Raw genomic sequence first — 23858 nt, forward strand, 5'->3', positions numbered from 1 at the left:
AGGCTGGGTGCCGCTTTCAGAATTCTTCAGGCGTTCTTCCAGCACTTCAGACGCGGTGCTGGCGTAGTGGCACCTCACTTCCGAGGAGCGCCACCATGCCCCACCCCGCCCGTCGTTTCGCCGCACTGGTCCTGTCCATCACCGCTTGCCTGCCCATCGCGGCTCAGGCCGCCCCGCCGCGCCTCGACCCTGCCCCGCTCGCCGCGCTGGAGGCAGCCGTTGCCAGCGACGAGATCAAACAGGTCACCAGCGTGCTGTTGCTGGTCGATGGCACGGTGGCCTACGAACATTATTTCAACGGCGCCGATGCGCAGACGCTCAACGACGTGCGCTCGGCCAGCAAAAGCGTGACCTCGCTGCTGGTGGGGGCGGCCATCGGCGACGGGCACCTGCCGGGCGTGCAGGCGCGTGTCTACGACTACTTCCAGGAGTTCACCGCGCAGCACCCGGTCGACCCCCGCCTGCGCGGCACCACGGTCGAAGATCTGCTCACCATGAGCAGCCTGTGGGAATGCGATGACCAGAATCAATTTTCCGCCGGCAACGAAGAGCGCATGTACGTGACCGAGCGCTGGCTGGACTTCGCGCTGGCGCTGCCAGTCAAGGGCTTCGCGCCCTGGATGAGCCGGCCAGAGGACAGCCCGCACGGCCGCGCGCACGCCTACTGCACCGCCGATTCGTTCGTGCTGGGCGCGGTGCTGGAACGGGCCACGAAACTGCCGCTGGCCGACTACGCCGCGCAGGCGCTCGAACGCCCGCTGGGCATTACCCGCAGTCACTGGAACCGTTCCCCCGAAGGCATCGGCATGGGCGGCGGCGGCACCCGCTACCGCACCCGTGATCTGGCCCGGCTGGGCGAGCTGGTGCTGGCCGGGGGACGCTGGCAGGGCAAACAGCTGGTGCCTGCCGACTACATCGCGGCAATGATCCGCCCGCAGGCGCAGACCGACGACGGCAGCGACTACGGCTACCAGTGGTGGGGCCTGAAGCTGCCGGTGGACGGGAAGGAAACCACGGTGTGGGCGATGTCGGGCAACGGCGGCAACTATGTGTTCGTGATGCCGGAGAAGAAGCTGGTCGCGGTGGTGACCAGCAAGGCCTACAACCGCAGCTACGCCCATCCCCAGTCGCGCCGCGTGCTTACCGGGTTCCTGCTGCCGGCGTTGCGCTGAGGCCCTTCAGGTCATCGGGGCGCCAGGACGCTGCCAGTACCTGCGCCCGCTGCGCGGCCACGTCCGCCTCGATCCGGGCCAGCAGGCGCTCCCATCCGGGCGCCTGCCGAAGCGGGGCGAACAGCGGGGTGACGCGCAGCCACGCGGCGTCGCGGAAGCCGGCGTCCACCGCGCGGTGCAGGTCGGCGATGGCCGCGCCTGCATCACCCTGCGCCTGGTGCAGCAGGGCCCGTTCCACGGCCGCGTCCGACCAACCGTCGTCAGCCTGCGCGGTCACCTCGCGCAGGCGCGCGGCAATCCATTCCGGGGACGGCGTGCCACTGCCCTGCTGCAGGCCGGCCAGGGTCGTTCCCAACGACTGCAGCGGGCGCAGCAGGCGGCCCTGCTCGAAGGCCGCTGCCGCACCTTGCCGGTCGCCCCCCATCAACAGCAGTTCGCCGTGCAGGCGCAGCAGCTGTGGATGCGGGGTACCGCGCGCGAGCGCCTGGTCCAGCGCCTGCCGCGCCTTGTCCTGCTCGCCCATGTTCATCAGCGCACGCGGCCATGCAATGTTGCTGAAGACATTGTCCGGGTACAGCTGGAAGTTGCGCGCATGGCGGCGTGCGGCGGCGTCGGTGAAGCCAAGCAGTTCAAGTTCGCGGGCGACCTGCACGTCGCGGAAGCGGATCCGCTCCGGCGCGCGCAGGCTGAGGTTGGCATTGAGCGCCTGCGCCAGGTGGCCCTGCTCCTGCTGCAGGTAGGCCAGCGAGGCGCGGGTGCGCTCATCGTCGGGATCGCGCAGCAGCGCCTGCTCGTAATCGGCAATCGCCTGCGGCATCGCGCCAAGGCAATCATGGGCGTACCCGCGCAGCGCATGCGCGGCTGCGTCGTCAGGGGCCGCCTGCAACACCTGACCGGCCAGCTGCAGTGCCTCCTGCGCGTTCCCCGGCCTGCCGTTGAACAGGCAGGCATCGGCGGCCAATGCTCGCGCCAGGCCACGCCGTGCGGCGCTGGAATCCGGGTCGATCTGCAGCGCCTGTCGGTACAGGGTGATCGCACGCTCGTTGTTGCTGGCCTGGCCGATGCCGGCGTAATACGCGGCGCGTTGCAGCACCGGGTCTGCGGGTGAGTGCGCCGCGTTGTCCGGCCGCTGGACGATGACGGCGATGATGCCGCCGGCAGCAGCCACGCCCGCCGCCAGCCAAGCCCACCGCGCGTGCAGCCTCCGTTGCGGCCCCTCCGGCGCCGCCGCAGTTGCTGCGGCAGTTGCGGCGGTCGCGGCAGCCGCCGCGGATGGCTCTACCGGCGCTGGTGGCGCCATCGGTGCGCACGCCTGGGGCGGCGCGCATAACTGGTAGCCCCGGCCACGTACCGAGCGCACGTAGCGCGGCCGGCGGCTGTCATCGCCCAAAGCCTGGCGCAGCAGCTTCACCCGCTGGCTGATCGCATCTTCACCCACCACGGCCGGCGCCCAGACCTGCCGTGCCAGCGTGTCGAAGTCGACCACATCGGTGCCGTGCTCCAACAGGCAGTCCAGCAGCCGCCAGCTGAGGCCGCTCACCGGCAGCGCCACATCACCGCGCCGCACCTGCTGCGAGGCGCGGTCGATGTGCAGGTCCAGCAGCTGAACGCTCGTCATGCCGGCAAGAATAGTGCAGGCTCGGCCGCGGCGTTAACTCCCGGCAATCCGGGAGTAATCCACCGGTAGGGTCGGTTCCCGAACGACCGCCGATAGGAATGATCGGCAGGGCGACGAATGACCAACGAACGGAGAAGTCCGGAAAAGCGCGACTCCGTTTGAAGGTCATGCGTCAATCGAGCAATCTCCGCTATCGGCAGTCGTTTGGGAACCGACCCTACCTGCTATCCCCCATCGGCATGCTTTCAGCGTGTAGCCGGCTTCACTTGAACGGTGCAGCCATGGCCTTCAGCAGGCTGGCCTGGTCGTCATCACCCGTCAGCTCCCAAGTGAAAACGCCGCGCAGCTTCTGGTCCCTGGCGTAGTCCGCGCGCAGGCGAATCGAGTCCGGGTCTTCGTAGCTGATGAACACCTTGTCGGCGGCGTTGTACAACCACGGCGTCTGCGCCACCGGGTGCCAGTGCCGCTGCCAGCCGGGCTTGTCGAGGAATTCCTGCTTGATGCGGCGCCAGTCACCGGCATCGAACGGGGCGCTGTAGGGCTGGTACAGGCCATCGGCAGAGTCGGTCGTGACCTTGAAGCCGCGCCCGTAGAACGGCACGCCCAGCACCAGCTTGTCGTTGGGCACGCCATGCTGGCGGTAATACTCCACGGCGCCTTCCACGTTGTTCCAGCGACGCTGCTCCGGTGCGAGCGGGTCCTGCGGCACTTCGCGCAGCGGCGCGTTGAAGGTGGACACCTTGGAGAAGCCCGTGCCCATGTCGTAGCTCATCAGGTTGATGAAATCGAGCGCCTGGCCCAGTTCCTTCAACTCGTAACTGAGCGCCGGGTCGTAAGGACCGTCGGTCTGCACGCGGCCGGCCGGCAGTGCGGCGGTGAGCAGCCTGTGCGGGCCGCGGCCGCCGTCGAGCGCGTCCAGCTGCTTGCGGAACTCCTGCACCAGCAGGGTCATGTTGTGGCGGTCTTCAGGACGGTCGGTGATCTCCAGCGGGCCACCGGAGACCGGGAATTCCCAGTCAATATCCACGCCGTCGAAACTGCCGCGCTGTTGCTCGAAGAACATCGCCACGCACGAACGCACGAAACGTTCGCGGCTCTGTGCCGTAAGCGCTGCATCGGAGAAGCCGCCGGCGTTCCAGCCGCCGATGGAGATGATGGTGTGCAGCTGCGGGTGTTTGCGCTTGAGCGCAGCAAGTGCCTTGAAGTGTGCTGCAGCGCCGTCGTCCACCACGCACTTGCCGTCGTCGATGCGCGCAAACGCGTAGAACAGATGGGTCAGCGTATCGGCGGGAATGGACGCCACTGGATAGCGCTCGGCCGAACCGCCCGGATAGTAGGCCCCAATCACCGCATTCGAAGCCGGTGCGGCGTGGCTCGCGATGGGCAGCGCGAGCGCGATGGCGGCGCCCAGCAGGGAAGTAGACAGAGGGGACATGGCGACTCCGTGGATCACGATGGGCCAACGTTATCAAGGCGCGCACGGTCGTGGTTGGATGTCCTGCGAATCTGTCCGGCGGACATCTTCTGGCGCCGCTAATGGGAAACGTATTGACTTGCGACAGGCAAAAAAAACGGGCCCGAAGGCCCGTTTTTTTTCAGGGGGTGACGACCAACGGTCGTCACCTACCTTGGTGTTGCGGTCGATTACTCGGCCGAGGCGCCTTCGCCTTCCTCGACGGCCTTCATCGACAGGCGGATGCGGCCCTGCTTGTCGACTTCCAGCACCTTGACCTTGACCACGTCGCCTTCCTTCAGCTTGTCGCCGACCTTCTCGACGCGCTCGCTGGAGATCTGCGAGACGTGGACCAGGCCGTCCTTGCCCGGCAGGATGGTGACGAACGCGCCGAAGTCCATGATCTTGGCGACCTTGCCTTCGTAGATGCGGCCCGGCTCGACGTCCGAGGTGATCTGCTCGATGCGGGCCTTGGCAGCCTGCGCAGCGATGGCATTGACCGAAGCGATGACGATGGTGCCGTCGTCCTGGATGTCGATCTGGGTGCCGGTTTCCTTGGTGATGGCCTGGATGGTGGAACCACCCTTGCCGATCACTTCGCGGATCTTGTCCGGGTGGATCTTGATGGTCAGCAGGCGCGGCGCGTAGTCCGACAGCTCCTGGCGCGGCGCGGTCAGGCCGTGGGCCATTTCACCCAGGATGTGCAGACGACCAGCCTTGGCCTGCTGCAGTGCCTGCTTCATGATTTCTTCGGTGATGCCTTCGATCTTGATGTCCATCTGCAGGGCGGAGATGCCCTCAGCGGTACCGGCGACCTTGAAGTCCATGTCGCCCAGGTGATCTTCGTCACCCAGGATGTCGGACAGGACGACGAAGCGCTCGCCTTCCTTGACCAGGCCCATGGCGATACCGGCAACCGGCGACTTCACCGGCACGCCGGCGTCCATCAGGGCCAGCGAGGAACCGCAGACCGAGGCCATCGACGAGGAACCGTTCGACTCGGTGATTTCCGAGACGACGCGGATGGTGTACGGGAAGGCTTCCAGCGACGGCATCACTGCCAGCACGCCGCGCTTGGCGAGGCGGCCGTGGCCGATTTCGCGACGCTTCGGGCCCATCATGCGGCCGGTCTCACCCACCGAGTACGGGGGGAAGTTGTAATGGAACAGGAAGTTGTCCTTGTACTCACCGGACACGGCGTCGATCACCTGGCCGTCGCGGGCGGTACCCAGCGTGATGGTCACGATGGCCTGGGTCTCACCACGGGTGAACAGCGAGGAGCCGTGCACGCGCGGCAGGATGCCGGTCTTGACGGCGATCGGGCGGACGGTGTCCAGCGCGCGACCGTCGATGCGGACCTTGGTGTCGAGCACCGAGTTGCGCATGGTGCTGTATTCCAGCTCGCCGAATTCCTTCGACAGCTCGGCCGGGTTCCAGCCTTCAGCGGCCACGCGGCCTGCCAGCGACTCGACCACGTCCTTCTTGATCGCCGAGATGGCGTCACGGCGCTGCAGCTTGTCGCGCACCTGGAAGGCTTCGCCCAGGCGCGGGCCGATGGCTTCCTGCAGGGCGCTGATCAGCACGTCGTTCTTGGCCGGGGCGACCCAGGTCGACGGCTTGGTGCCGGCTTCCACGGTCAGCTCGTTGATGGCGTTGATGACCTTCTGCATTTCGCGGTGACCGAAGGTCACGGCGCCCAGCATCACGTCTTCGGAAAGCAGCGCGGCTTCGGATTCAACCATCAGCACGGCGTTGGCGGTACCGGCCACAACCAGTTCCAGCTCCGAATCCTTCAGTTCGGTCACGGTCGGGTTGAGGATGTACTCACCGTTCTTGTAACCGACCTTGGCAGCGGCGATCGGACCCTTGAACGGGGTGCCGGCCAGCGACAGTGCAGCCGAGGCGCCGATCAGCGCGGCGATGTCGCCGTCGATGTCCGGGTTCAGCGACATGACCGTGGCGATGATCTGCACTTCGTTCTTGTAGTCTTCCGGGAACAGCGGACGGATCGGACGATCGATCAGGCGCGAGATCAGCGTTTCCTTTTCGGTCGCACGGCCTTCGCGCTTGAAGAAGCCACCCGGGATACGGCCACCGGCGTAGAACTTCTCCTGGTAATCACAGGTCAGCGGGAAGAAGTCCTGGCCCTCACGCGCGCTCTTGGCAGCCACGGCGGAGACCAGCAGCACGGTGTCGTCGAACTTGACGATGACGGCGCCACCGGCCTGACGGGCGATTTCGCCGGTTTCAAGCGTGACGGTGTGCTTGCCGTACTGGAAGGTTTTGGTGATTTTTGCCACGGGGGATGTCCTTGGGGAAATGCTGTCTTCGAATGGACCGCGGGCGACCCTTGCCGCCGACGGGTGACCGGAAGTCCGGTCCTGGCGTTTGATGCGGTACTACCAAAACAAAACCGCGGCGCATTCCTGCGCCGCGGTCGGGATTCTTGCTTAGCGACGCAGGCCGAGCTTTTCGATCAGGGCCTTGTAACGAACGGCGTCTTTCTTCTTCAGGTAGTCCAGCAGGCTGCGGCGGCGGTTGACCATCTGCAGCAGACCGCGACGGCTGTGGTGATCCTTCTTGTGGGTCTTGAAGTGGCCGGTCAGCAGTTCGATGCGGGCGGTGAGCAGGGCCACCTGGACTTCCGGGGAGCCGGTATCGGCCGAGCTGCGCTTGTTGTCTTCAATGACCTTCTGGGTGTCGATCGACATATCTGTTTTCTCTTGGATGCGTGGCCCGCAGAAACGCCCCATTGGCGTACCGCGCGACTCGCCGTTAACGAAAGGATGAACCCGCAGACGCGGGAAAGCCTGAAAAGGCCGCGAAATTGTAACGGTCGCGGCCTCCCGGGACAAGCGCCGGGTAGGTCCGGGTCAGAGGTTGAAGCGGCGCTGGGGGGACAGCCGGCCGGTCGAGTCGACCTCGCCAAGCCCCTGGATCCGGTCCTCCGGGCCATACACGGCCACGGTACCGGGCGGCCAGGCCGGATCGCGCAGGCGCTGGCCCACGCAGAAGCGCGGCGCCTGTTCAGCATCCAGATCGACCCGTGGATAGTCGGCCAAGCCCGCTGCCAGCGGCAGAAGCAGCGCCTCCATGGCAGGCTCGTCGCCCTGCTCCGCCAAGGCGCGCAGGGTGTCCAGGGTGACCATGGGGGCGTCGCGGAACGGGTCCACCCAGAGCCGGCGCAGGCCGGCAATGTGCGCACCACAGCCCAGCGCTTCGCCCAGGTCGCGGGCCAGGCTGCGGATGTAGGTGCCTGAACCGCAGGTCACGCGCAGCGACAGCCGGGTCGGCTGCTGGTCCAGGATCTCGATGGCATGGACCTCCACATCGCGTTCGGGCGCGTCGATGGTCTCGCCCCGGCGGGCCTTCAGGTACAGCGGTTCCCCCCCCTGCTTGAGCGCCGAGAAAATCGGGGCGCGCTGACGTATCCGGCCCTTCAGGGGGGCCAGGGCCACTTCAAGCTGGTCGCGGCTGATCGACGGTACCGCCCGCTCCAGCAGCACGCTGCCGTCGGCATCGTCGGTATCGGTGGTCTGGCCCAGCACGATGTCGGCGTCGTAGGCCTTGGCCGCGCCCAGCAGCAGGCCGGCGATCTTGGTGGCTTCACCGAAGCACAGCGGCAACAGGCCGGTGGCCAGCGGGTCCAGGCTGCCGGTGTGGCCGCCCTTCTCGGCGCGGAACAGGCGGCGGGCCACCTGCAGCGCGGCGTTGGAGCTCATGCCGGTGGGCTTGTCGAGCAGGAGGATGCCGTCCAGGCGACGGAAGGTGATTCGGGTCATGGTGTTTCGCCGGGATTGGTCGTGCAGGCACGCAGGGCGGGCCATACAGGACAACAGCCCTTGCGGGCTGTTGGTTTATTCGGGTTTGTCTTCGCCGTCGTCGCCGTCTTTGGCGTTGCGGCTCTTTTCGGCCGCGAGCGTGTCGGGCAGGTCGCGCAGGAGGTTGTCGATGTGCTCGCCACGGTCGACCGAATCGTCGTAGTGGAAGTGCAGCTCCGGCACGTGGCGCAGCTTCATGGCCTTGGCCAGGTCCATGCGCAGCTCCCAGGCCAGCTCCTTGAGCCCCTTCATCGCTTCGGCCGAACGTTCCGGCATCAGGGCGGTGACGAAGATCTTGGCATGGGCCATGTCACGGGTGACTTCGACGTCGGAAACGCTCACCGAGGGCAAGCCGTGTACACGCACGAGGTTATGCACGAGCGTACCCAGCTCACGGCGGATCTGGGCGGAAACACGGTCGGTTCGATGGAAGGTTTTCGGCACGGGGAACTCTTCAATATTCGGATGGGCGGGTCACGACCAACGGTCGTGACCTACCGGTGGGACCGGGACCAGGCGGACGGGTCCCGAGACCTGGTAGGGCCCGACCGTTGGTCGGGCCGCTTCCACATTACAGGGTGCGCGGCACTTCGATACGCTCGAAGCATTCGATCTGGTCGCCCGGCTTCACATCGTTGTAAGCCTTCACGCCGATACCGCATTCGGTACCGTTGCGGACTTCCTCGACGTTTTCCTTGAAGCGACGCAGCGATTCCAGCTCGCCTTCGAACACCACCACGCTGTCGCGCAGGACGCGGATCGGCTTGCTGCGCTTGACCGTACCTTCGATGACCATACAGCCGGCCACGGCACCGAACTTGGAGCTGCGGAACACGTCGCGGACCTGGGCGATACCGATGATCTCTTCGCGGATTTCCACGCCGAGCAGGCCGGATGCCACCTGCTTCACCTGATCGATCACGTCATAGATGATCGAGAAGTAACGCAGGTCCACGCCGTTGGATTCAATGATGCGACGGGCCGAAGCATCTGCACGCACGTTGAAGCCGATGACAGTGGCCTTGGAGGCCACGGCCGAGTTGGCGTCGGATTCGGTGATGCCGCCCACGCCGGAGTGGATCACGTTGATGCGGATGTCGTCGTTGGACAGCGCGACCAGTGCCTGGCTCAGCGCCTGCACCGAACCCTGCACGTCGGCCTTGATCACCAGGTTCAGCACCTGCTGGCCATCGCCCTTGCCCAGGGTTGCCATGATGTCTTCCATGCGGCTGCCGGCCGACTGCACCAGGCGCGATTCACGGCGCTTGGTTTCGCGCTGCTGCGCGACGTCCTTGGCCAGGCGCTCGTCCTCGACCACCACGAAGTCATCGCCCGCATCCGGCACGCCGGACAGACCCAGCACCTGCACCGGGATGGACGGGCCGGCCTGGTCGGGCTGCTTGCCGGTCTCGTCGAACAGTGCGCGCACGCGGCCGTACTGGATACCGCAGACCAGGTAGTCGCCCTTCTTCAGCGAACCCTGCTGCACCAGCACGGTGGCGATCGGGCCACGGCCCTTGTCCAGCGAGGACTCGATGACCACGCCGCTGGCGCGGCCTTCGGCCACGGCCTTCAGTTCCAGCAGTTCGGCCTGGATCGAGATGGCGTCCAGCAGTTCGTCGATGCCCATGCCAGCCTTGGCCGAGATCTCGACCATCTGGATGTCGCCACCGAAGTCTTCGGCCACGACCTGCTCGGTGAGCAGCTCGTTCTTGACCCGCATCGGGTCCGCGCCGGACTTGTCCATCTTGTTGATCGCCACGATCAGCGGCACACCCGCCGAGCGGGCGTGCTGGATCGCTTCCTTGGTCTGCGGCATGACGCCGTCGTCAGCAGCCACCACCAGCACCACGATGTCGGTCAGCTTGGCACCGCGGGCACGCATCGAGGTAAACGCGGCGTGGCCCGGGGTATCCAGGAAGCTGATGACGCCCTTGGGCGTTTCAACGTGGTACGCACCGATGTGCTGGGTGATGCCGCCGGCTTCGCCGGTGGCTACCTTGGTGCGGCGGATGTAATCCAGCAGCGAGGTCTTGCCGTGGTCGACGTGGCCCATGATGGTGACCACCGGCGGACGCGCAACGGCTTCGCCCTGCTCGCCTTCGTTCAACGCCAGCAGCGCGTCTTCGGCGTCGTTGGTGTTGGCACGGATCACGTTGTGGCCGAGTTCTTCGGTCACCAGCGCAGCAGTGTCGTGGTCGATGGTCTGGGTGATGGTGGCCATCACGCCCATCTTGAACAGCGCCTTGACCACATCGCCGCCCTTGACGGCCAGCTTCTGGGCCAGGTCGGCCACGGTGATGGTGTCGCCGATGGTGACGTCACGCACGATCGGTGCGACCGGACGTTCGAAACCATGGGCACCACCGCCACTGCGCGACTGGTTGCTGTCACGACGGCCGCCGTGCTGGGTGCGACCGGTCGGGCGACCGCGCGAGTTGCTGTTGTTGCCACGGCGCGCGCGATCGGCGGCCGACAGGTGCAGCTGACCGGCAAAGCGGTTGCCACCATCGTCGTCGCGCTTGGCGCCCGGGCGGTTGTTGTTGTTGTTCGAGTTGCGGTCGTCCGCACGTGCAGCCGGACGTGCCGGTGCCGGCGCAGACGGACGCGTGGCACGGGCCGGCGCTTCGCTGGCGGCCGGGCGCGGCGCGGCTACCGGTGCCGGCGGGGCGTTCTTCGCCGCTTCCGCAGCGGCTTCGGCAGCCTTGCGCTCGGCTTCGGCGCGTTCCTTGGCGTCGATCTCTTCCTGGCGCTTGCGTGCGATTTCCTCATCGCGCGCACGGTCCTTCTCGGCCAGTGCACGCTGCTCGTCCAGATTGCGCTGGCGGGATTCCTCCAGCTTGCGCAGGATGTCGGCGCGCTCCTCATCCGGCGTCATCGCCTTGCCACTGGCGTCCTTGGTGTAGGTGCGCTTCTGACGCACTTCAACATTGACGGTGGTCTTGCTGCGGCCGGCGCTGACGGTCACTTCCTGCAACTTGCGACGGTTGAGGGTGATCTTCTTTGCAGCTTCGTCGGCACTTTCGACGGGCTGCTCGGTCTTGCCATGCGAACGACGAAGGAAGCCCAGGAGCTTCACCTTCTCGGTGCTGGTCACGACCTGGTCGGGACCGCTGAACTTCATGCCGGCCTCGGCAAGCTGTTCAAGCAGTTTTTCGACCGGCGTATTGACCAGTTCGGCAAGCTTGCGGATGGTGGTTTGCTGCGACATTCGGATCCTATGATCTGGTTGGCGCTCCTCCGAAACGGGCGAAGGCAGCGCGGAGTCTAAGCCCTGATCGGGTCAGGGCACTGTTCATCGCTGGCTCATTCGCCGCGCTCCAGGCGGGCGATCTCCTCGGCTCGGGCGGCAAGGATCAGGGCGGCGGCGCGCTCCTGGTCCATGTCCTCGATACCGAACTCGAGGATCTCATCGGCGGCCAGGTCCGACAGGTCCTCACTCGTACGCACACCGTGGCCGGCCAGGGCGTAGGCGGTTGCCTCGTCCATGCCTTCCAGGGCGAGCAGGTCTTCGGACGGCGAACCATCTTCCAGACCCTCTTCCACCGCAAGCGCTTCGTTGAGCAGCGCATCGCGGGCACGGGCACGCAGCTCTTCGACGATGTCTTCGTCGAAGCCTTCCACGGCCAGCAGTTCGCCGACCGGGACGTAGGCGATTTCTTCCACGGTGTTGAAGCCTTCGGTCACCAGGATGGCGGCGATTTCTTCATCCACTTCCAGCTTGTCCATGAACAGCTGGCGGGCAACGCCCTGCTCTGCCTCGGACTTGGCGGTCACCTGGTCCTGGGTCATCACATTGAGCTGCCAACCGGTCAGGCGGCTGGCCAGGCGCACGTTCTGGCCGCCCTTGCCGATCGCCTGGGCCAGGCGCTCTTCAGCGACGGCCAGGTCCATGGAGTGCTTGTCTTCATCAACGATGATGGACTGCACTTCCGCCGGCGCCATCGCATTGATGACGAAGTTGGCGGGGTTGTCGTTCCACAGCACGATATCCACGCGCTCGCCATTGAGCTCGTTGGACACCGCCTGCACGCGCGAACCGCGCATGCCGATGCAGGCGCCGATCGGATCGGTGCGCGCATCGTGGGCGAGCACGGCGATCTTGGCGCGGTCGCCCGGATCGCGGGCACAGGCCTTGATCTCGACCAGGCCCTGGCCCACTTCCGGCACTTCGAGCTTGAACAGCTCGATCATGAATTCCGGGGCGGCGCGGCTGATGAACAGCTGCGGGCCACGCGGTTCCGAACGGACTTCGGCCAGGTAACCGCGCACGCGGTCGCCAGCGCGCAGCACGTCGCGCGGAATGCCCTTGTCCTTCGGGATGAACGCCTCGGCGTTGCCGCCCAGGTCCACGTAGATGTTGCCGCGCTCGGCGCGCTTGACCACGCCGGTGACCAGCTCGCCCACGCGGTCCTTCCACGCATCGACCACCTGCTGGCGTTCGGCTTCGCGCACGCGCTGGACGATCACCTGCTTGGCGGCCTGCGCCGCAATGCGGCCGAAGTCCGGGTTTTCGATCTGCTCTTCGATGTAATCGCCCACTTCGACGCCTTCGGCTTCGTCGATGGCATCCATCAGACGAACCTGACGGTCGGGCGATTCCATCACCACGTCATCGGCCACCACTTCCCAGCGGCGGAAGGTTTCGTAGGTGCCGTCCTTGTGGTCGATCGACACGCGCGCCAGCACTTCCTCATCGGGATAGCGCTTCTTCGCGGCCGACGCCAGTGCTGCTTCGATCGCATCGAAGATCACTTCACGCGGAACGCCTTTTTCATTGGCGACCGCGTCCACTACCAGCAAAAGTTCCTTGCTCATTGTTGGCTCACTCCGCGCGCGGCTTCTTGGCCGCCGGCTCGTTGGATGGTTTCTTGTTCGCCTTGCCACCCTGCTTGGGTGCCGGGCCAGTCGGTTTGGTCGGAGCCAGGCCGAGGGCGGCCCAGTCCGGCATGATGCGTGCCTTCTCGATATTCTCGACGTCGGCGGTAAACGGGGAATTGTCGACCTTGAAGGTGACGGTCTTCTGCTCGGCATCGACGCCGAGGATTTCGCCCTGCAGGCGACGACGGCCGTCCTGCGGCAGCTTCAGGGTGACCTTGGCCGACTCGCCCACCGCACGTTCGAAATGGTCGAAGGTGAACAGCGGACGATCCACGCCGGGCGAGGACACTTCCAGCGTGTAGTTGGCGGTGATCGGGTCTTCCACGTCCAGCTGGGCCGACACTTCGCGGCTCACGCGTTCGCAGTCGTCGATGTTGACGACACGCTCGGGCTGTTCTGCCAGCGGCACGTCGATATAGAGGCGCAGCGTTGCGCCGCCCGGGGCGGTCAGGTACTCCACACCCAGCAGCTCGAGACCCAGCGACTGAACGGTGGGGGCGAGCAGATTCGCGATTTCGGTTGCCTTGTCGCTCACAGTCTGCCTTGGTTCGTTGAAAGAGGTGCTGCCCCGGCGCACGGCCTGGGGCCCGGAAACAACAAAGGGCCCGCTGGGCCCCTTGTCCGGTACGACTCCGGTCATGCTGGATTCCGGTTGCAGATCACGCGCGGTGCGTGAAGCTGCGAGCCCAGCCTTCCGGGGGGTCACGACTACCTGAGGGGAAGTCGCACGGCCCGGAAGCCGGTCGCGGGACGGTCCGCATTCCAGGGAATGGGTCCAGTCAGGTAGTCCGCTAAGCCGTGGATGATAGCGGTTGCACCGCGCTGGTGCAACGGGCGCGGGCGCCAGATGGCCGGATCCGCCCCTGCATTCAGCTTCGTTGAGGCCGCTGCCCGTCCCAACGAAAAAAGCGACCCCGTTGCCAGGATCGCCTTTTCGTCTACTGCATCTGCACTGCAGATTTTCTGTGGTAGCGGGGGCAGGATTTGAACCTGCGACCTTCGGGTTATGAGCCCGACGAGCTGCCAGACTGCTCCACCCCGCAGCAGAAGCGGAATTGTAATGGGAGTTGGCAACGTTGGCAACCCCTGATGCAGTGACTGGTCAAATGAGCCGAAGTTGCCGCTGCGTACTCCGCCCCCTGGCACGGTTGTGCAGTTCGGAATTCCGGACGGCTGAAGCCGCCCGCTTGATTCCGGTTTGGGGCTGGAACGCCACCGGAGGATGCGGCGCCGTCAACTTCCCAGTTGCGCCCCAACCGCCAAATGTTCTTTCAGGGTAAGCAAATGTCGGGACACCGAAATCATCGGCAATTACCTGCCCCATTGCTGCCTTGCCCCCAGCCGCTCCGAAGCAGGCGTTGAGTTCAATGTAATCCACCGGAGCGCGACCGCCACCCGTTGCCTTCACGTGCTGAGCCAACTGGCGCCCGTCCAACGGTGTTGAACCCCACTTTACCCTGTAAGGGCTGCCGTGCCCCAGAATCGACATGCCCACGCCGCCGTGGGCGTAACGTCTACGAATGATGATCTCACCCTGCAATCCTCGCCCTTGCGCAATTTTTACTGCGGGGATCGCGGAACGTGTCGAATACAGCGCATGACCACCTGCAAGTATTCCAGCCCCCAGCAACAGACCGCCCGCAATGGCACCGAACAGGGCGGCGCCCTTTCGATCACCCGACACGACTTTTGAAACCGCCGCCACGCCCATTGCCACTGCACCAAGCCCCATCAAAGCGGCGATCGGAGCCATGAAATGTCCGCTGGGATCAGAGAAGTTAACGGGATCGCCGCCACAGTAGGCGTAAACGTTCACGCCACCTCCGCCGAATGGACTGCTCTCATCCGGGCTGTGAAAGCGCATCAGCACCGGGTTGTAGATGCGATACCCATTGCCCAGGAACTGCCAGGCTGCGCCCGGCTCATGCAGCTGGCCGTTGTAGCCCAGCCAGCCACGGGTCTCCCCTTGGTGGCCGGCGCGCGGCCAGGTTGTGGGAAGTGACGGCATGGAACCCCCTTCGGCGCGCGGTCCGCGCCAGGCGTGTGTCCCCCGACGCGCCGATCATTGGCCCGGCGGAATTAAACCGTGGTGATGACGTGTTCCCCGCCCCTGTTGCAACATCAGCGTGCCCGCACTGCCTGCGCCGCTAGGGCGATAACGCGCATGCGGATATGGGGTCGTCGGTACCCTCACCGCAAGCCCGACAGGCGCTGCATCACGCTCGCCCGGGTTCTCCGGTTCAGCGCGGTATTGCGTATGGCCGTGTTGACCCGTGCAAGTCCGGTCTGGGGATGGAACACCCTGGCGTGGTACACGCCCATGGGCCTGTGGGTGAACGCATTGCCTGCGACCGGGCCCACGAAGCCGATGACCGGCTGCCCCAGGCCATCGGCCACCACCTGCGCCTGCGGCGCCGGCCCGGTCCCCGAGTTGCACGACAGATAGATCAGCGGCTTGTCGCCCAGCCCCTTCGACCTGAGAAACGCGGTCATCTCGGTACCGTCCATGGGCGTGTTGCCGACCAGGGACCCGTTGGAACTTCCATGGACGTCGAGCCAGTCCTTGTTCTTTCCGCGGTGGATGCGCACCTCTCCCAGGCGCGAGCTCGATTGCCTGCGGACCAAGGCGCGAGCGCCGAGCGCCGCCAGCGCCGCGACAGCAAAGGCGCCTCCCAGCATGGCCAGGAACTTTGCACTTTTGCTGTCGCCGGTGATGGCAACTGCACCGGACGCGCCGAACAACGCCACCGCGCCACCTCCGAATAACGTCGCGATCGGCATCAGGAAGTGGCCGGTGGGATCGGCATGGTTGATCGGATCGCCAGCGCAATAGCTATAGGCGTTGATCCCACCACGGTCGAAGGGGCTGCTGTCGTCGGGGCTGTGGAAGCGCCCCAGCCGCGGGTTGTAGATCCGGTAGCCATTGCCCAGAAACTGCCAGCACCTGCCCGGCTCGTGCAACACGCCGTTGTAGCCGAGTCGCACGCGCACTGCCGGCAGGGCATGACTGGCCTGCCGGCGGCTGAGGCCTGCAAGGCGAATGGCACACGGCACCGTCATACAGGGTAAATCGGCGTCGCCTGGTCCCACCGTGCCGACCCTTCGCGGATGGTCGCCTGGCGCACACGCAGCGACACCCGGGGCGGCTCGCGTGCAGTGCGCAGGACAGATGGCGGCGGCGGTGGTGGGGGCAGGTCGGACGAAACCACGGCACGACGTCGAGGCTGCGCGCGCCGGATCGCGACTGTCGGCGGCGGGCTCGACGGCGCCACGCGGTTGGACACCGTTGGCGTGCCAAATCGCGCGGGGGGTGAGAGCGGAACGGGCGCGGCCGGTGTTGTCGGCGTGAGTGGTGCCATGGGCGGCGCCGACGCTGTAAAGGGGGTAGCTGCTGGCGTCGGCGTGGTTGGCGTCGGGAGTATCTTGCGCTTCATCCAGACGTGACGGCCCGTCGTGAGCGCACCAGCAGCCAGTATCACCGCCCCGGCTATCGCAAGTTTCCGCTGCGTATCGTTGGTGGATGCCACCGCCAGACCCACCGCTGCCAACGAACCCGCCGTGGTGACGAATACCGGCGTCAGCAGCGGGGTCCGGAACTTGAAGCCGACCAGGTTTGCGAACACATTGAGCGACCAGTGGCCACTGGGATCCACCTGATTGATCGGATCAAGCCGGCAATAGGTGTAAGCGTTGAGACCGCCCTTGCCAAACGGGCTCAGGTCGTCGGGGCTGTGAAACCGCATCAGCACCGGGTTGTACACGCGGTACCCATTGCCGAGGATCTGCCAGGACCCGGGGGCCTCATGCAAAACCCCGTTATAGCCAAGCATGGAAGACGATGAGGACACGGTCACCCCTGGCCTGTGAGCCGACTTATGCGTGTGTCCCCCGACAAGCCCACGAAATACGCCCACCGCAATTAAAAGGGCGTGTAGAGCGGGGCTCTGACCCGCCGCCCCTGCCCTGCACCACCCAACAAAAAAGCGACCCCGTTGCCGGGATCGCTTTTTCGTCCACTGCCGCCGGCATGCACCGGGGCTATTTGGTAGCGGGGGCAGGATTTGAACCTGCGACCTTCGGGTTATGAGCCCGACGAGCTGCCAGACTGCTCCACCCCGCAGCAGAAGTGGTTGAGTTGATCCGTACCGCAACGATGTTCTGGCGAAACCGCTGCATCAACAACTCAGGAAACGAATATTACACTAATTGCGCAGCTTTGTATCGTTTTTCAGGCGAGATGCGCAAAAGCCTGCTGGCACCACACCATGATCGGGTTCCAGGCAAGGCCGAGCGCCAGCAGCGCCAGGGCATTCACGCCCAGCACCACACCCAGCACGCGGTCGTTGTTGGCCGGCAGCGGCTCGCCCACCGGCTCATCGAAGTACATGACCTTGATGACGCGCAGGTAGTAGAAGCAACCGATCACCGCACAGATCACGCCCAGGATGGCCAGCCACAGCATGCCGCCGTTGATGGCCGCGCCCAGCACCGCCAGCTTGGTCCAGAAGCCCAGGAACGGCGGGATGCCAGCCATGGACGCCATGATGCACAGGACCAGGCCTGCCATCCACGGGTTGCGGGCGTTGAGGCCCTTAAGGTCGTCGATCTTCTCGGCTTCGAAGCCGTTGCGCGACAGCGCGATGATCGCGCCGAAACCGGCGGTGGACATGATCGCGTAGCTCAGGGCGTAGAACAGCGCCGCCGCATAGCCACGCTCGCCGCCACCGGCGATGCCGAGCAGCAGGAAGCCGATGTGCGACACGGTGGAGTACGCCAGCATGCGCTTGAGGTTGCTCTGCGCGATCGCCATCAGGTTGCCGACCACCAGCGACAGCGCGGCCAGGCCACCAATCAGGTACTTCCATTCGTCCGACAGCGGGCCCACGCCCACTTCCAGCAGGCGGTAGGCCATGCCGAACGCGGCCAGCTTCGGGGCCGAGCTGATGAACAGCGCAACCGGTGCCGGGGCACCCTGGTACACGTCGGGCAGCCACATGTGGAACGGGGCGGCACCGAGCTTGAAGGCCACGCCGGCGATCATGAACACCGCGCCGGTCAGCAGCAGCATCTTCTCGTCGGAGTTCGGGATGGCCGCGTTGATGGCATCCAGGTGCAGCGAACCGGTGGCACCGTAGACCAGCGACATGCCGTACAGCAGCAGGCCCGAGGCCAGCGAACCCAGCACGATGTACTTCATCGCCGCTTCGGTGGCCAGGCCGTTGTCACGGTTGCTGGCGACCAGCGCATAGGAGCACAGCGCCAGCAGTTCCAGGCCCAGGTACACCATCAGCAGGCTGCCGGCCGACACCAGGATCATCATGCCGGAGGTGGCGAACAGGATCAGTACCGGGATTTCGCCCTGGAACAGATCACGTTCGCGCAGGTAGCTCCAGCCATAGACCAGGGTCAGGCCGCTGCAGAGCACGATCACGGCCTTCATGACGTCGGCCGCGGTATCGCGGACGAACATGCCGTGGAAGACCTCGCCCTGCCCGCCCACGCCGGTGGCGAGCATGAACAGCACGACCGCCAGTGCAGCGACCGAGAACAGGTGGGTCCAGATCTTGTTCTGCTTGCTGATGAACAGATCGAGGATCAACAGGGTGAACGCACTGCCGATCAGCACCAGCTCCGGAGCGAGCGGCGGCAGGTCAGCGGCGGTCAGTGGCAACAGCGGCGAGGTGGTCATCATCAAATCCTGGAATTACAGCAACTTGCTGGATGCGATCTGCATCGCCAGCTTCGCGATCGAGGGTTCCATCAGGTCGGTCAGCGGCTTGGGATACAGACCCAGCGCCAGCGTACCCACGGCGAACACACCCAACACCAGCCATTCACGGCCGTTGATGTCCTTCAGTTCGGCCACATGCGCATTGGCCACTTCACCGAAGAACACGCGCTTGTACAGCCACAGCGTGTAGGCAGCGGTGATCACCAGCGTGGTTGCGGCGGCCAGGGCCAGCCACGGATTACGCTGGAAGCTGGCCATGATGATCATGAACTCGCCCACGAAACCGCTGGTGCCCGGCAGGCCGGCATTGGCCATGAAGAACAGCATGGCGAAGGTGGCGAACCACGGCATCACGTTGACCACGCCGCCGTAATCGGCGATGCGGCGGCTGTGCATGCGGTCGTACAGCACGCCCACGCAGGAGAACATCGCACCGGACACGAAACCGTGCGAGACCATCTGCACCATCGCACCCTGCAGGCCCAGGCGGGCTGCATCGGCGTTGCCGGCATCACGCACCAGCCACAGGGCGATGAAGGTGCCCAGGGTGACAAAGCCCATGTGCGCGATCGAAGAATAGGCGATCAGCTTCTTCATGTCGTCCTGGACCAGGGCGACCAGGCCGACGTAGATCACCGCGATCAGCGACAGCGCGATGACCAGCCATGCCCATTCCTGCGAGGCGTCCGGCACGATCGGCAGGTTGAAGCGCAGGAAGCCGTAGCCACCGATCTTCAGGGCGATGGCGGCCAGGATCACCGAACCGGCGGTCGGCGCCTCCACGTGGGCGTCCGGCAGCCAGGTGTGGACCGGGAACATCGGCACCTTGACCGCGAAGGCGATCAGGAAGGCGAAGAAGATCCAGGTCTGCTCCTGGGCCGACAGCTGCAGCTGGTACAGGTCGGCCAGCTGGAAGCTGCCGCCCTTCAGGTACAGGTAGATCAGCGCCACCAGCATCAGCACCGAGCCGAGGAAGGTGTACAGGAAGAACTTCAGCGCGGCGTAGATGCGGCGCGGGCCGCCCCAGACACCGATGATCAGGAACATCGGGATCAGCATCGCTTCGAAGAACACGTAGAACAGCATCGCGTCGGTCGCAGCAAAGATGCCCACGGTGACGCCTTCCAGGATGAGGAAGGCGGCCACGTACTGGTTGACCCGCTTGTCGATGGCGCTCCAGGCACCGATCAGCGCCAGCACCGAGACCAGGGTGGTCAGCAGGATCAGCGCGATGGCGATGCCATCCACGCCCAGGTTGTAGCCGATGTCGTAGGCCGGGATCCAGGCGCGGGTCTCGACGAACTGCAGTGCGTCGTTGGCCACGTCGTAGCCGCTGAGCAGCGACAGGCTGATCACGAAGGTCAGTACCGCCACGCCCAGCGACGCCCAACGGGCGGTCTGCGCATCACGGATGGCAAGGATCAAGGCACCGCCGAGGATCGGCAGCCAGATGAGAACACTGAGTAGAGGCCAGTTCGACACGTCTTCTTATTCCGTACAGGTCATCAACGCAGGTAATGCATCAGGACGCCCAGGAGGGCAATCAGGCCGATGATCATCGCGAAGGCGTAGTGATAGAGGAAACCGGATTGGGTGCGACGCAGCAGGTTGGCCGCCAGATCGATCAGGCGTGCCGAACCGTTGACCACCACACCATCGACGATGTTCGTGTCGATCGCGCGCGAAACCTTGCCCAGCTTGATGCCGCCACCGGCGAAACCGCCGATCCAGAGCTTGTCGAACCCGTACTTGTTCTCCAGCACCGACACCAGCGGCGCAAAGGTCTTGCGCGACTTCGTGGCCAGTTCCGGCTTCCACAGGTAGAACAGGGCCGCCAGCAGGAAGCCTGCCACGGTCAGGAAGAAGGCCGGAGCCATCATGCCGTGCAGGGCGAACGCCACCGGACCATGGAACTCTTCAGCCAGGGCACCAATGGTGTTGCGTGCCGGGTCGTAGAAATCGACCACGCCGGTGAAGAACGAATGCACCTGGCCCGGGATGCCGTGCTCGGCATGGTGACCGGCCCAGTCGGTGCCGTACAGCATCGGACCGATGCTGAAGAAACCGATGAAGATGGACGGAATCGCCAGCAGGATCAGCGGCAGCGTCACCACCCACGGAGTTTCGTGCGGCTCATGCGGACCGTGGCCATGGCCGTGGTCGTCATGGTGCGCGTCACCGTGGTGGGCGTCGCCATGATGGGCATCGGCATGCGCATCAGCGGCATGGTGATCGTCATGGCCATGGCCATGATCATCATGCGAGTCGCGGAAGCGTTCCTTGCCATGGAAGGTCAGGAACAGCAGGCGGAAGCTGTAGAAGCTGGTGACGATCACGCCACCCAGCACGGCCCAGTAGCCATAGGTCGCCACCCAGCTCGACGACACGTGCGCGTGGTGCTGCGCGGCCTCGATGATGGTGTCCTTGGAGTAGAAGCCGGAGAAGAACGGCGTACCGACCAGGGCCAGGGTGCCGATCCACATGGTGATGAAGGTGATCGGCATGTATTTGCGCAGGCCGCCCATCTTGCGCATGTCCTGCTCGTGATGCATGGCGATGATCACCGAGCCCGCGCCGAGGAACAGCAGCGCCTTGAAGAAGGCGTGGGTCATCAGGTGGAACACGGCCGCCGAGTAGGCCGACACGCCCAGTGCAACGGTCATGTAACCCAGCTGGGACAGCGTGGAATACGCGACCACGCGCTTGATGTCGTTCTGCACGATGCCGATGAGGCCGGTGAAGAACGCGGTGGTGGCACCGATGAACAGCACGAAGTTCAGCGCGGTCTGCGACAGCTCGAACAGCGGCGACATGCGGGTGACCATGAAGATGCCCGCGGTGACCATCGTCGCGGCGTGGATCAGCGCCGAGATCGGGGTCGGGCCTTCCATCGAGTCCGGCAGCCACACGTGCAGCGGAACCTGGGCCGACTTGCCCATGGCGCCGATGAACAGGCAGATGCAGATGATGGTGGCGGTCGCCCAGATGACCGGTGCCTCGGTGATCTGGAGGGAGCTGCCAAACAGGGTGATCGCACCGGACCACACCTGGACGTGCGAGTACTGGCTGTTGACCAGCATGTCCGAGGCATTGGCGAACACGGTGGCGTAGTCCAGCGAACCGAACACCCACAGCACGCCGGCAATACCCAGGATGAAGCCGAAGTCACCCACGCGGTTGACCAGGAACGCCTTCATGTTGGCGAAGATCGCGGTCGGGCGCTTGAACCAGAAGCCGATCAGCAGGTACGACACCAGGCCCACCGCTTCCCAGCCGAAGAACAGCTGCAGGAAGTTGTTGCTCATCACCAGGGTGAGCATCGAGAAGGTGAACAGCGAGATGTAGCTGAAGAAGCGCTGGTAGCCCGGGTCATCCTGCATGTACCCGATGGTGTACACGTGGACCAGGAAGGACACGAAGGTGACCACGACCATCATCATCGCGGTCAGCTTGTCGATCATGAAACCGACATGCGCCGAATACTGGCCGACCTCGAAGAAGGTGTAGACGTTCTGGTTGAACGGCTGCGCGCCGCCCCACAGCAGCTGGTAGAACACGTAGCTGGACAGCACGCAGCTGACCGCGACACCCAGGATGGTGACGGTCTGCGCGCCGATGCGCCCTACCTGACGACCGAACAGGCCAGCGATGATGCTGCCGACCAGTGGTGCAAGCACCACGGCGATCAACAGACTCTTGGAGAGAGTAATTTCCATCTACGGATCAGCCCTTCAGCGAATCGACTTCGCCGACATTGATGGTGCGGCGGGTACGGAACAGGGTTACCAGGATCGCGAGGCCGATCGCGGCCTCGGCCGCGGCCACGGTGAGGATGAAGAACACGAACAGCTGCCCGGCCGTGTCACCCATTTCGCGCGAGAACCCGACGAAGTTGATGTTCACCGACAGCAGCATCAGTTCGATGGACATCAACAGCACGATGATGTTCTTGCGGTTGAGGAAGATGCCGGCGAGGCTGATGCAGAACAGCAGCGCGCCGAGTGCCAGGATATGACCGAGGGTGATCACGGGGCAGCCTCCTCGTTGCTGGACGGCTTGGTGTTGGTGTGGACCACCGGGGTTTCCGACGCCATCTTGACCACGCGCAGGCGATCACGGCCCTTGACCATGGTCTGCTCGGTCGGGTTCTGGGTCTTCAGGCCGGTGCGGCGACGCAGGGTCAGCATCACGGCGGCGACCACGGCCACGGTCAGGATGACGGCGGCGAACTCGAACGGCAGCAGGTACTCGGTGAACAGGCTGCGCGCCAGCCAGGTGATGTTGGAGCTGTCGGCGGCCAGCGCGGCGGCGTTGTCGGCCGGCAGCGGGTTGACCGCCCTGCCCTTCACGCCGATCAGGATCAGCATCTGCACCAGCATGGTGACCGCGACCACCAGCCCGAGCGGCAGGTAACGGACCCAGCCTTCGCGCAGGTTGGAGGCGTCGATGTCGAGCATCATCACCACGAACAGGAACAGCACCATCACTGCGCCGACGTAGACAAGGACCAGTGCCACGCCGAGGAATTCAGCCCCGACCAGGATCCAGATGCAGGCCACGGAGAAGAAGGTCAGGATCAGGCACAGCACGGCGTAGACCGGATTGCGCACGCTGATCACCGCCGCAGCGGAAATGCCCGCCACGATGGAGAAGACCCAGAAGAAGATATTTACCCAATCCATCATTCAACCTCAGCGGAAAGCGGCATCGGCGGCACGACGCTCGGCGATTTCGGCTTCAAGCCGATCACCGATGGCCAGCAGCTGCGGCTTGGTAACGATGTTTTCGCCACGGTTCTCCAAGTGGTACTCGAGAATATGGGTCTCGACGATCGAGTCCACCGGGCAGCTTTCTTCACAGAAGCCGCAGAAGATGCACTTGAACAGATCGATGTCGTAGCGGGTGGTACGGCGGGTGCCGTCTTCGCGCTTGGCCGAATCGATGGTGATGGCCAGCGCCGGGCACACCGCTTCGCACAGCTTGCAGGCGATGCAGCGCTCTTCCCCGTTGGGGTAGCGGCGCAGCGCATGCAGGCCACGGAAACGCGGCGACTGCGGGAACTTCTCCATCGGGTACATCAGCGTGTACTTGGGCTTGAACGTGTACTTCAGGGTCAGCCACAGACCGCCGAGCAGCTCGAGCAGGAGCAGGCTTTTGAAGTAATGGGTAATTCGATTCATCA

At 64.8% G+C, this 23858-nt stretch carries 19 protein-coding genes and 2 tRNA genes; 1 reads left to right on the forward strand and 20 read right to left on the reverse strand.

Annotated elements, in window-relative coordinates:
- The first annotated feature begins 95 nt into the window (after window positions 1-95).
- On the forward strand, window positions 96-1172 hold the full coding sequence (locus SOM39_RS02465) for a serine hydrolase (protein ID WP_320457379.1): 1077 nt from the start codon (window positions 96-98) through the stop codon (window positions 1170-1172).
- Here the strand turns inward: SOM39_RS02465 and SOM39_RS02470 are convergent.
- The 20 genes from SOM39_RS02470 to nuoI all read right to left on the reverse strand — a co-directional run bounded on the left by SOM39_RS02470 (window position 1141) and on the right by nuoI (window position 23856).
- Entirely contained in the window at window positions 1141-2790 is a 1650-nt protein-coding gene (locus tag SOM39_RS02470) for a winged helix-turn-helix domain-containing protein (protein WP_320457380.1), read from the reverse strand. The genes SOM39_RS02465 and SOM39_RS02470 overlap by 32 nt on opposite strands.
- Window positions 2791-3052: 262 nt before the next feature.
- Complete coding sequence (locus SOM39_RS02475; RefSeq protein ID WP_320457381.1) at window positions 3053-4225, reverse strand: glycoside hydrolase family 18 protein; 1173 nt, start codon at window positions 4223-4225, stop codon at window positions 3053-3055.
- A 209-nt stretch (window positions 4226-4434) separates the two neighbouring features.
- On the reverse strand, window positions 4435-6543 hold the full coding sequence (pnp, locus tag SOM39_RS02480; RefSeq protein WP_068853377.1) for a polyribonucleotide nucleotidyltransferase: 2109 nt from the start codon (window positions 6541-6543) through the stop codon (window positions 4435-4437).
- Between the two features lie 150 nt (window positions 6544-6693).
- Window positions 6694-6954, reverse strand: coding sequence for a 30S ribosomal protein S15 (gene rpsO / locus SOM39_RS02485; protein ID WP_068853379.1), 261 nt, complete (start codon window positions 6952-6954; stop codon window positions 6694-6696).
- Between the two features lie 162 nt (window positions 6955-7116).
- Entirely contained in the window at window positions 7117-8025 is a 909-nt protein-coding gene (gene truB / locus SOM39_RS02490; protein ID WP_320457382.1) for a tRNA pseudouridine(55) synthase TruB, read from the reverse strand.
- Window positions 8026-8100: 75 nt separating this feature from the next.
- Window positions 8101-8508, reverse strand: coding sequence for a 30S ribosome-binding factor RbfA (gene rbfA, locus SOM39_RS02495; protein WP_068853383.1), 408 nt, complete (start codon window positions 8506-8508; stop codon window positions 8101-8103).
- Window positions 8509-8635: 127 nt separating this feature from the next.
- Window positions 8636-11275, reverse strand: coding sequence for a translation initiation factor IF-2 (gene infB / locus SOM39_RS02500; RefSeq protein ID WP_320457383.1), 2640 nt, complete (start codon window positions 11273-11275; stop codon window positions 8636-8638).
- A gap of 95 nt (window positions 11276-11370) precedes the next feature.
- Entirely contained in the window at window positions 11371-12882 is a 1512-nt protein-coding gene (gene nusA / locus SOM39_RS02505) for a transcription termination factor NusA (protein WP_068853387.1), read from the reverse strand.
- 7 nt (window positions 12883-12889) lie between these two features.
- Window positions 12890-13480 (reverse strand): ribosome maturation factor RimP, encoded by a 591-nt coding sequence (gene rimP / locus SOM39_RS02510; protein WP_176472586.1) that lies wholly within the window; start codon window positions 13478-13480, stop codon window positions 12890-12892.
- Window positions 13481-13911: 431 nt separating this feature from the next.
- Window positions 13912-13988: transfer RNA gene (locus SOM39_RS02515), tRNA-Met, on the reverse strand.
- Window positions 13989-14047: 59 nt separating this feature from the next.
- On the reverse strand, window positions 14048-14953 hold the full coding sequence (locus tag SOM39_RS02520; protein ID WP_320457384.1) for an RHS repeat-associated core domain-containing protein: 906 nt from the start codon (window positions 14951-14953) through the stop codon (window positions 14048-14050).
- A gap of 182 nt (window positions 14954-15135) precedes the next feature.
- Window positions 15136-15930, reverse strand: a complete 795-nt coding sequence (locus tag SOM39_RS02525; protein WP_320457385.1) for an RHS repeat-associated core domain-containing protein — start codon at window positions 15928-15930, stop codon at window positions 15136-15138.
- A gap of 71 nt (window positions 15931-16001) precedes the next feature.
- A complete protein-coding gene (locus SOM39_RS02530) occupies window positions 16002-16775 on the reverse strand; it encodes an RHS repeat-associated core domain-containing protein (protein WP_320457386.1) in 774 nt (257 codons plus the stop codon).
- Window positions 16776-16988: 213 nt separating this feature from the next.
- Window positions 16989-17065 (reverse strand) — tRNA-Met (locus SOM39_RS02535).
- A gap of 108 nt (window positions 17066-17173) precedes the next feature.
- Window positions 17174-18634, reverse strand: a complete 1461-nt coding sequence (nuoN, locus tag SOM39_RS02540) for an NADH-quinone oxidoreductase subunit NuoN (protein WP_068854715.1) — start codon at window positions 18632-18634, stop codon at window positions 17174-17176.
- 15 nt (window positions 18635-18649) lie between these two features.
- Window positions 18650-20158, reverse strand: coding sequence for an NADH-quinone oxidoreductase subunit M (locus SOM39_RS02545; protein ID WP_068853397.1), 1509 nt, complete (start codon window positions 20156-20158; stop codon window positions 18650-18652).
- A 23-nt stretch (window positions 20159-20181) separates the two neighbouring features.
- On the reverse strand, window positions 20182-22392 hold the full coding sequence (gene nuoL / locus SOM39_RS02550) for an NADH-quinone oxidoreductase subunit L (RefSeq protein ID WP_320457387.1): 2211 nt from the start codon (window positions 22390-22392) through the stop codon (window positions 20182-20184).
- Window positions 22393-22399: 7 nt separating this feature from the next.
- Window positions 22400-22705 (reverse strand): NADH-quinone oxidoreductase subunit NuoK, encoded by a 306-nt coding sequence (gene nuoK / locus SOM39_RS02555; RefSeq protein ID WP_068853402.1) that lies wholly within the window; start codon window positions 22703-22705, stop codon window positions 22400-22402.
- Window positions 22702-23361 carry an NADH-quinone oxidoreductase subunit J gene (locus SOM39_RS02560; RefSeq protein ID WP_176472628.1) on the reverse strand — a complete coding sequence of 220 codons (660 nt, stop codon included), beginning with the start codon at window positions 23359-23361 and terminating at the stop codon, window positions 22702-22704. Before SOM39_RS02560 ends, nuoK begins: the two co-directional genes overlap by 4 nt.
- Window positions 23362-23367: 6 nt before the next feature.
- Window positions 23368-23856: an NADH-quinone oxidoreductase subunit NuoI gene (gene nuoI, locus SOM39_RS02565; protein WP_320457388.1), complete on the reverse strand. Its 489-nt coding sequence runs from the start codon at window positions 23854-23856 to the stop codon at window positions 23368-23370.
- Window positions 23857-23858: the final 2 nt, after the last annotated feature.

This window comes from Stenotrophomonas sp. CFBP8994 (assembly GCF_034044835.1).
In the GTDB taxonomy this organism is placed as follows: Bacteria; Pseudomonadota; Gammaproteobacteria; order Xanthomonadales; family Xanthomonadaceae; genus Stenotrophomonas; species Stenotrophomonas rhizophila_A.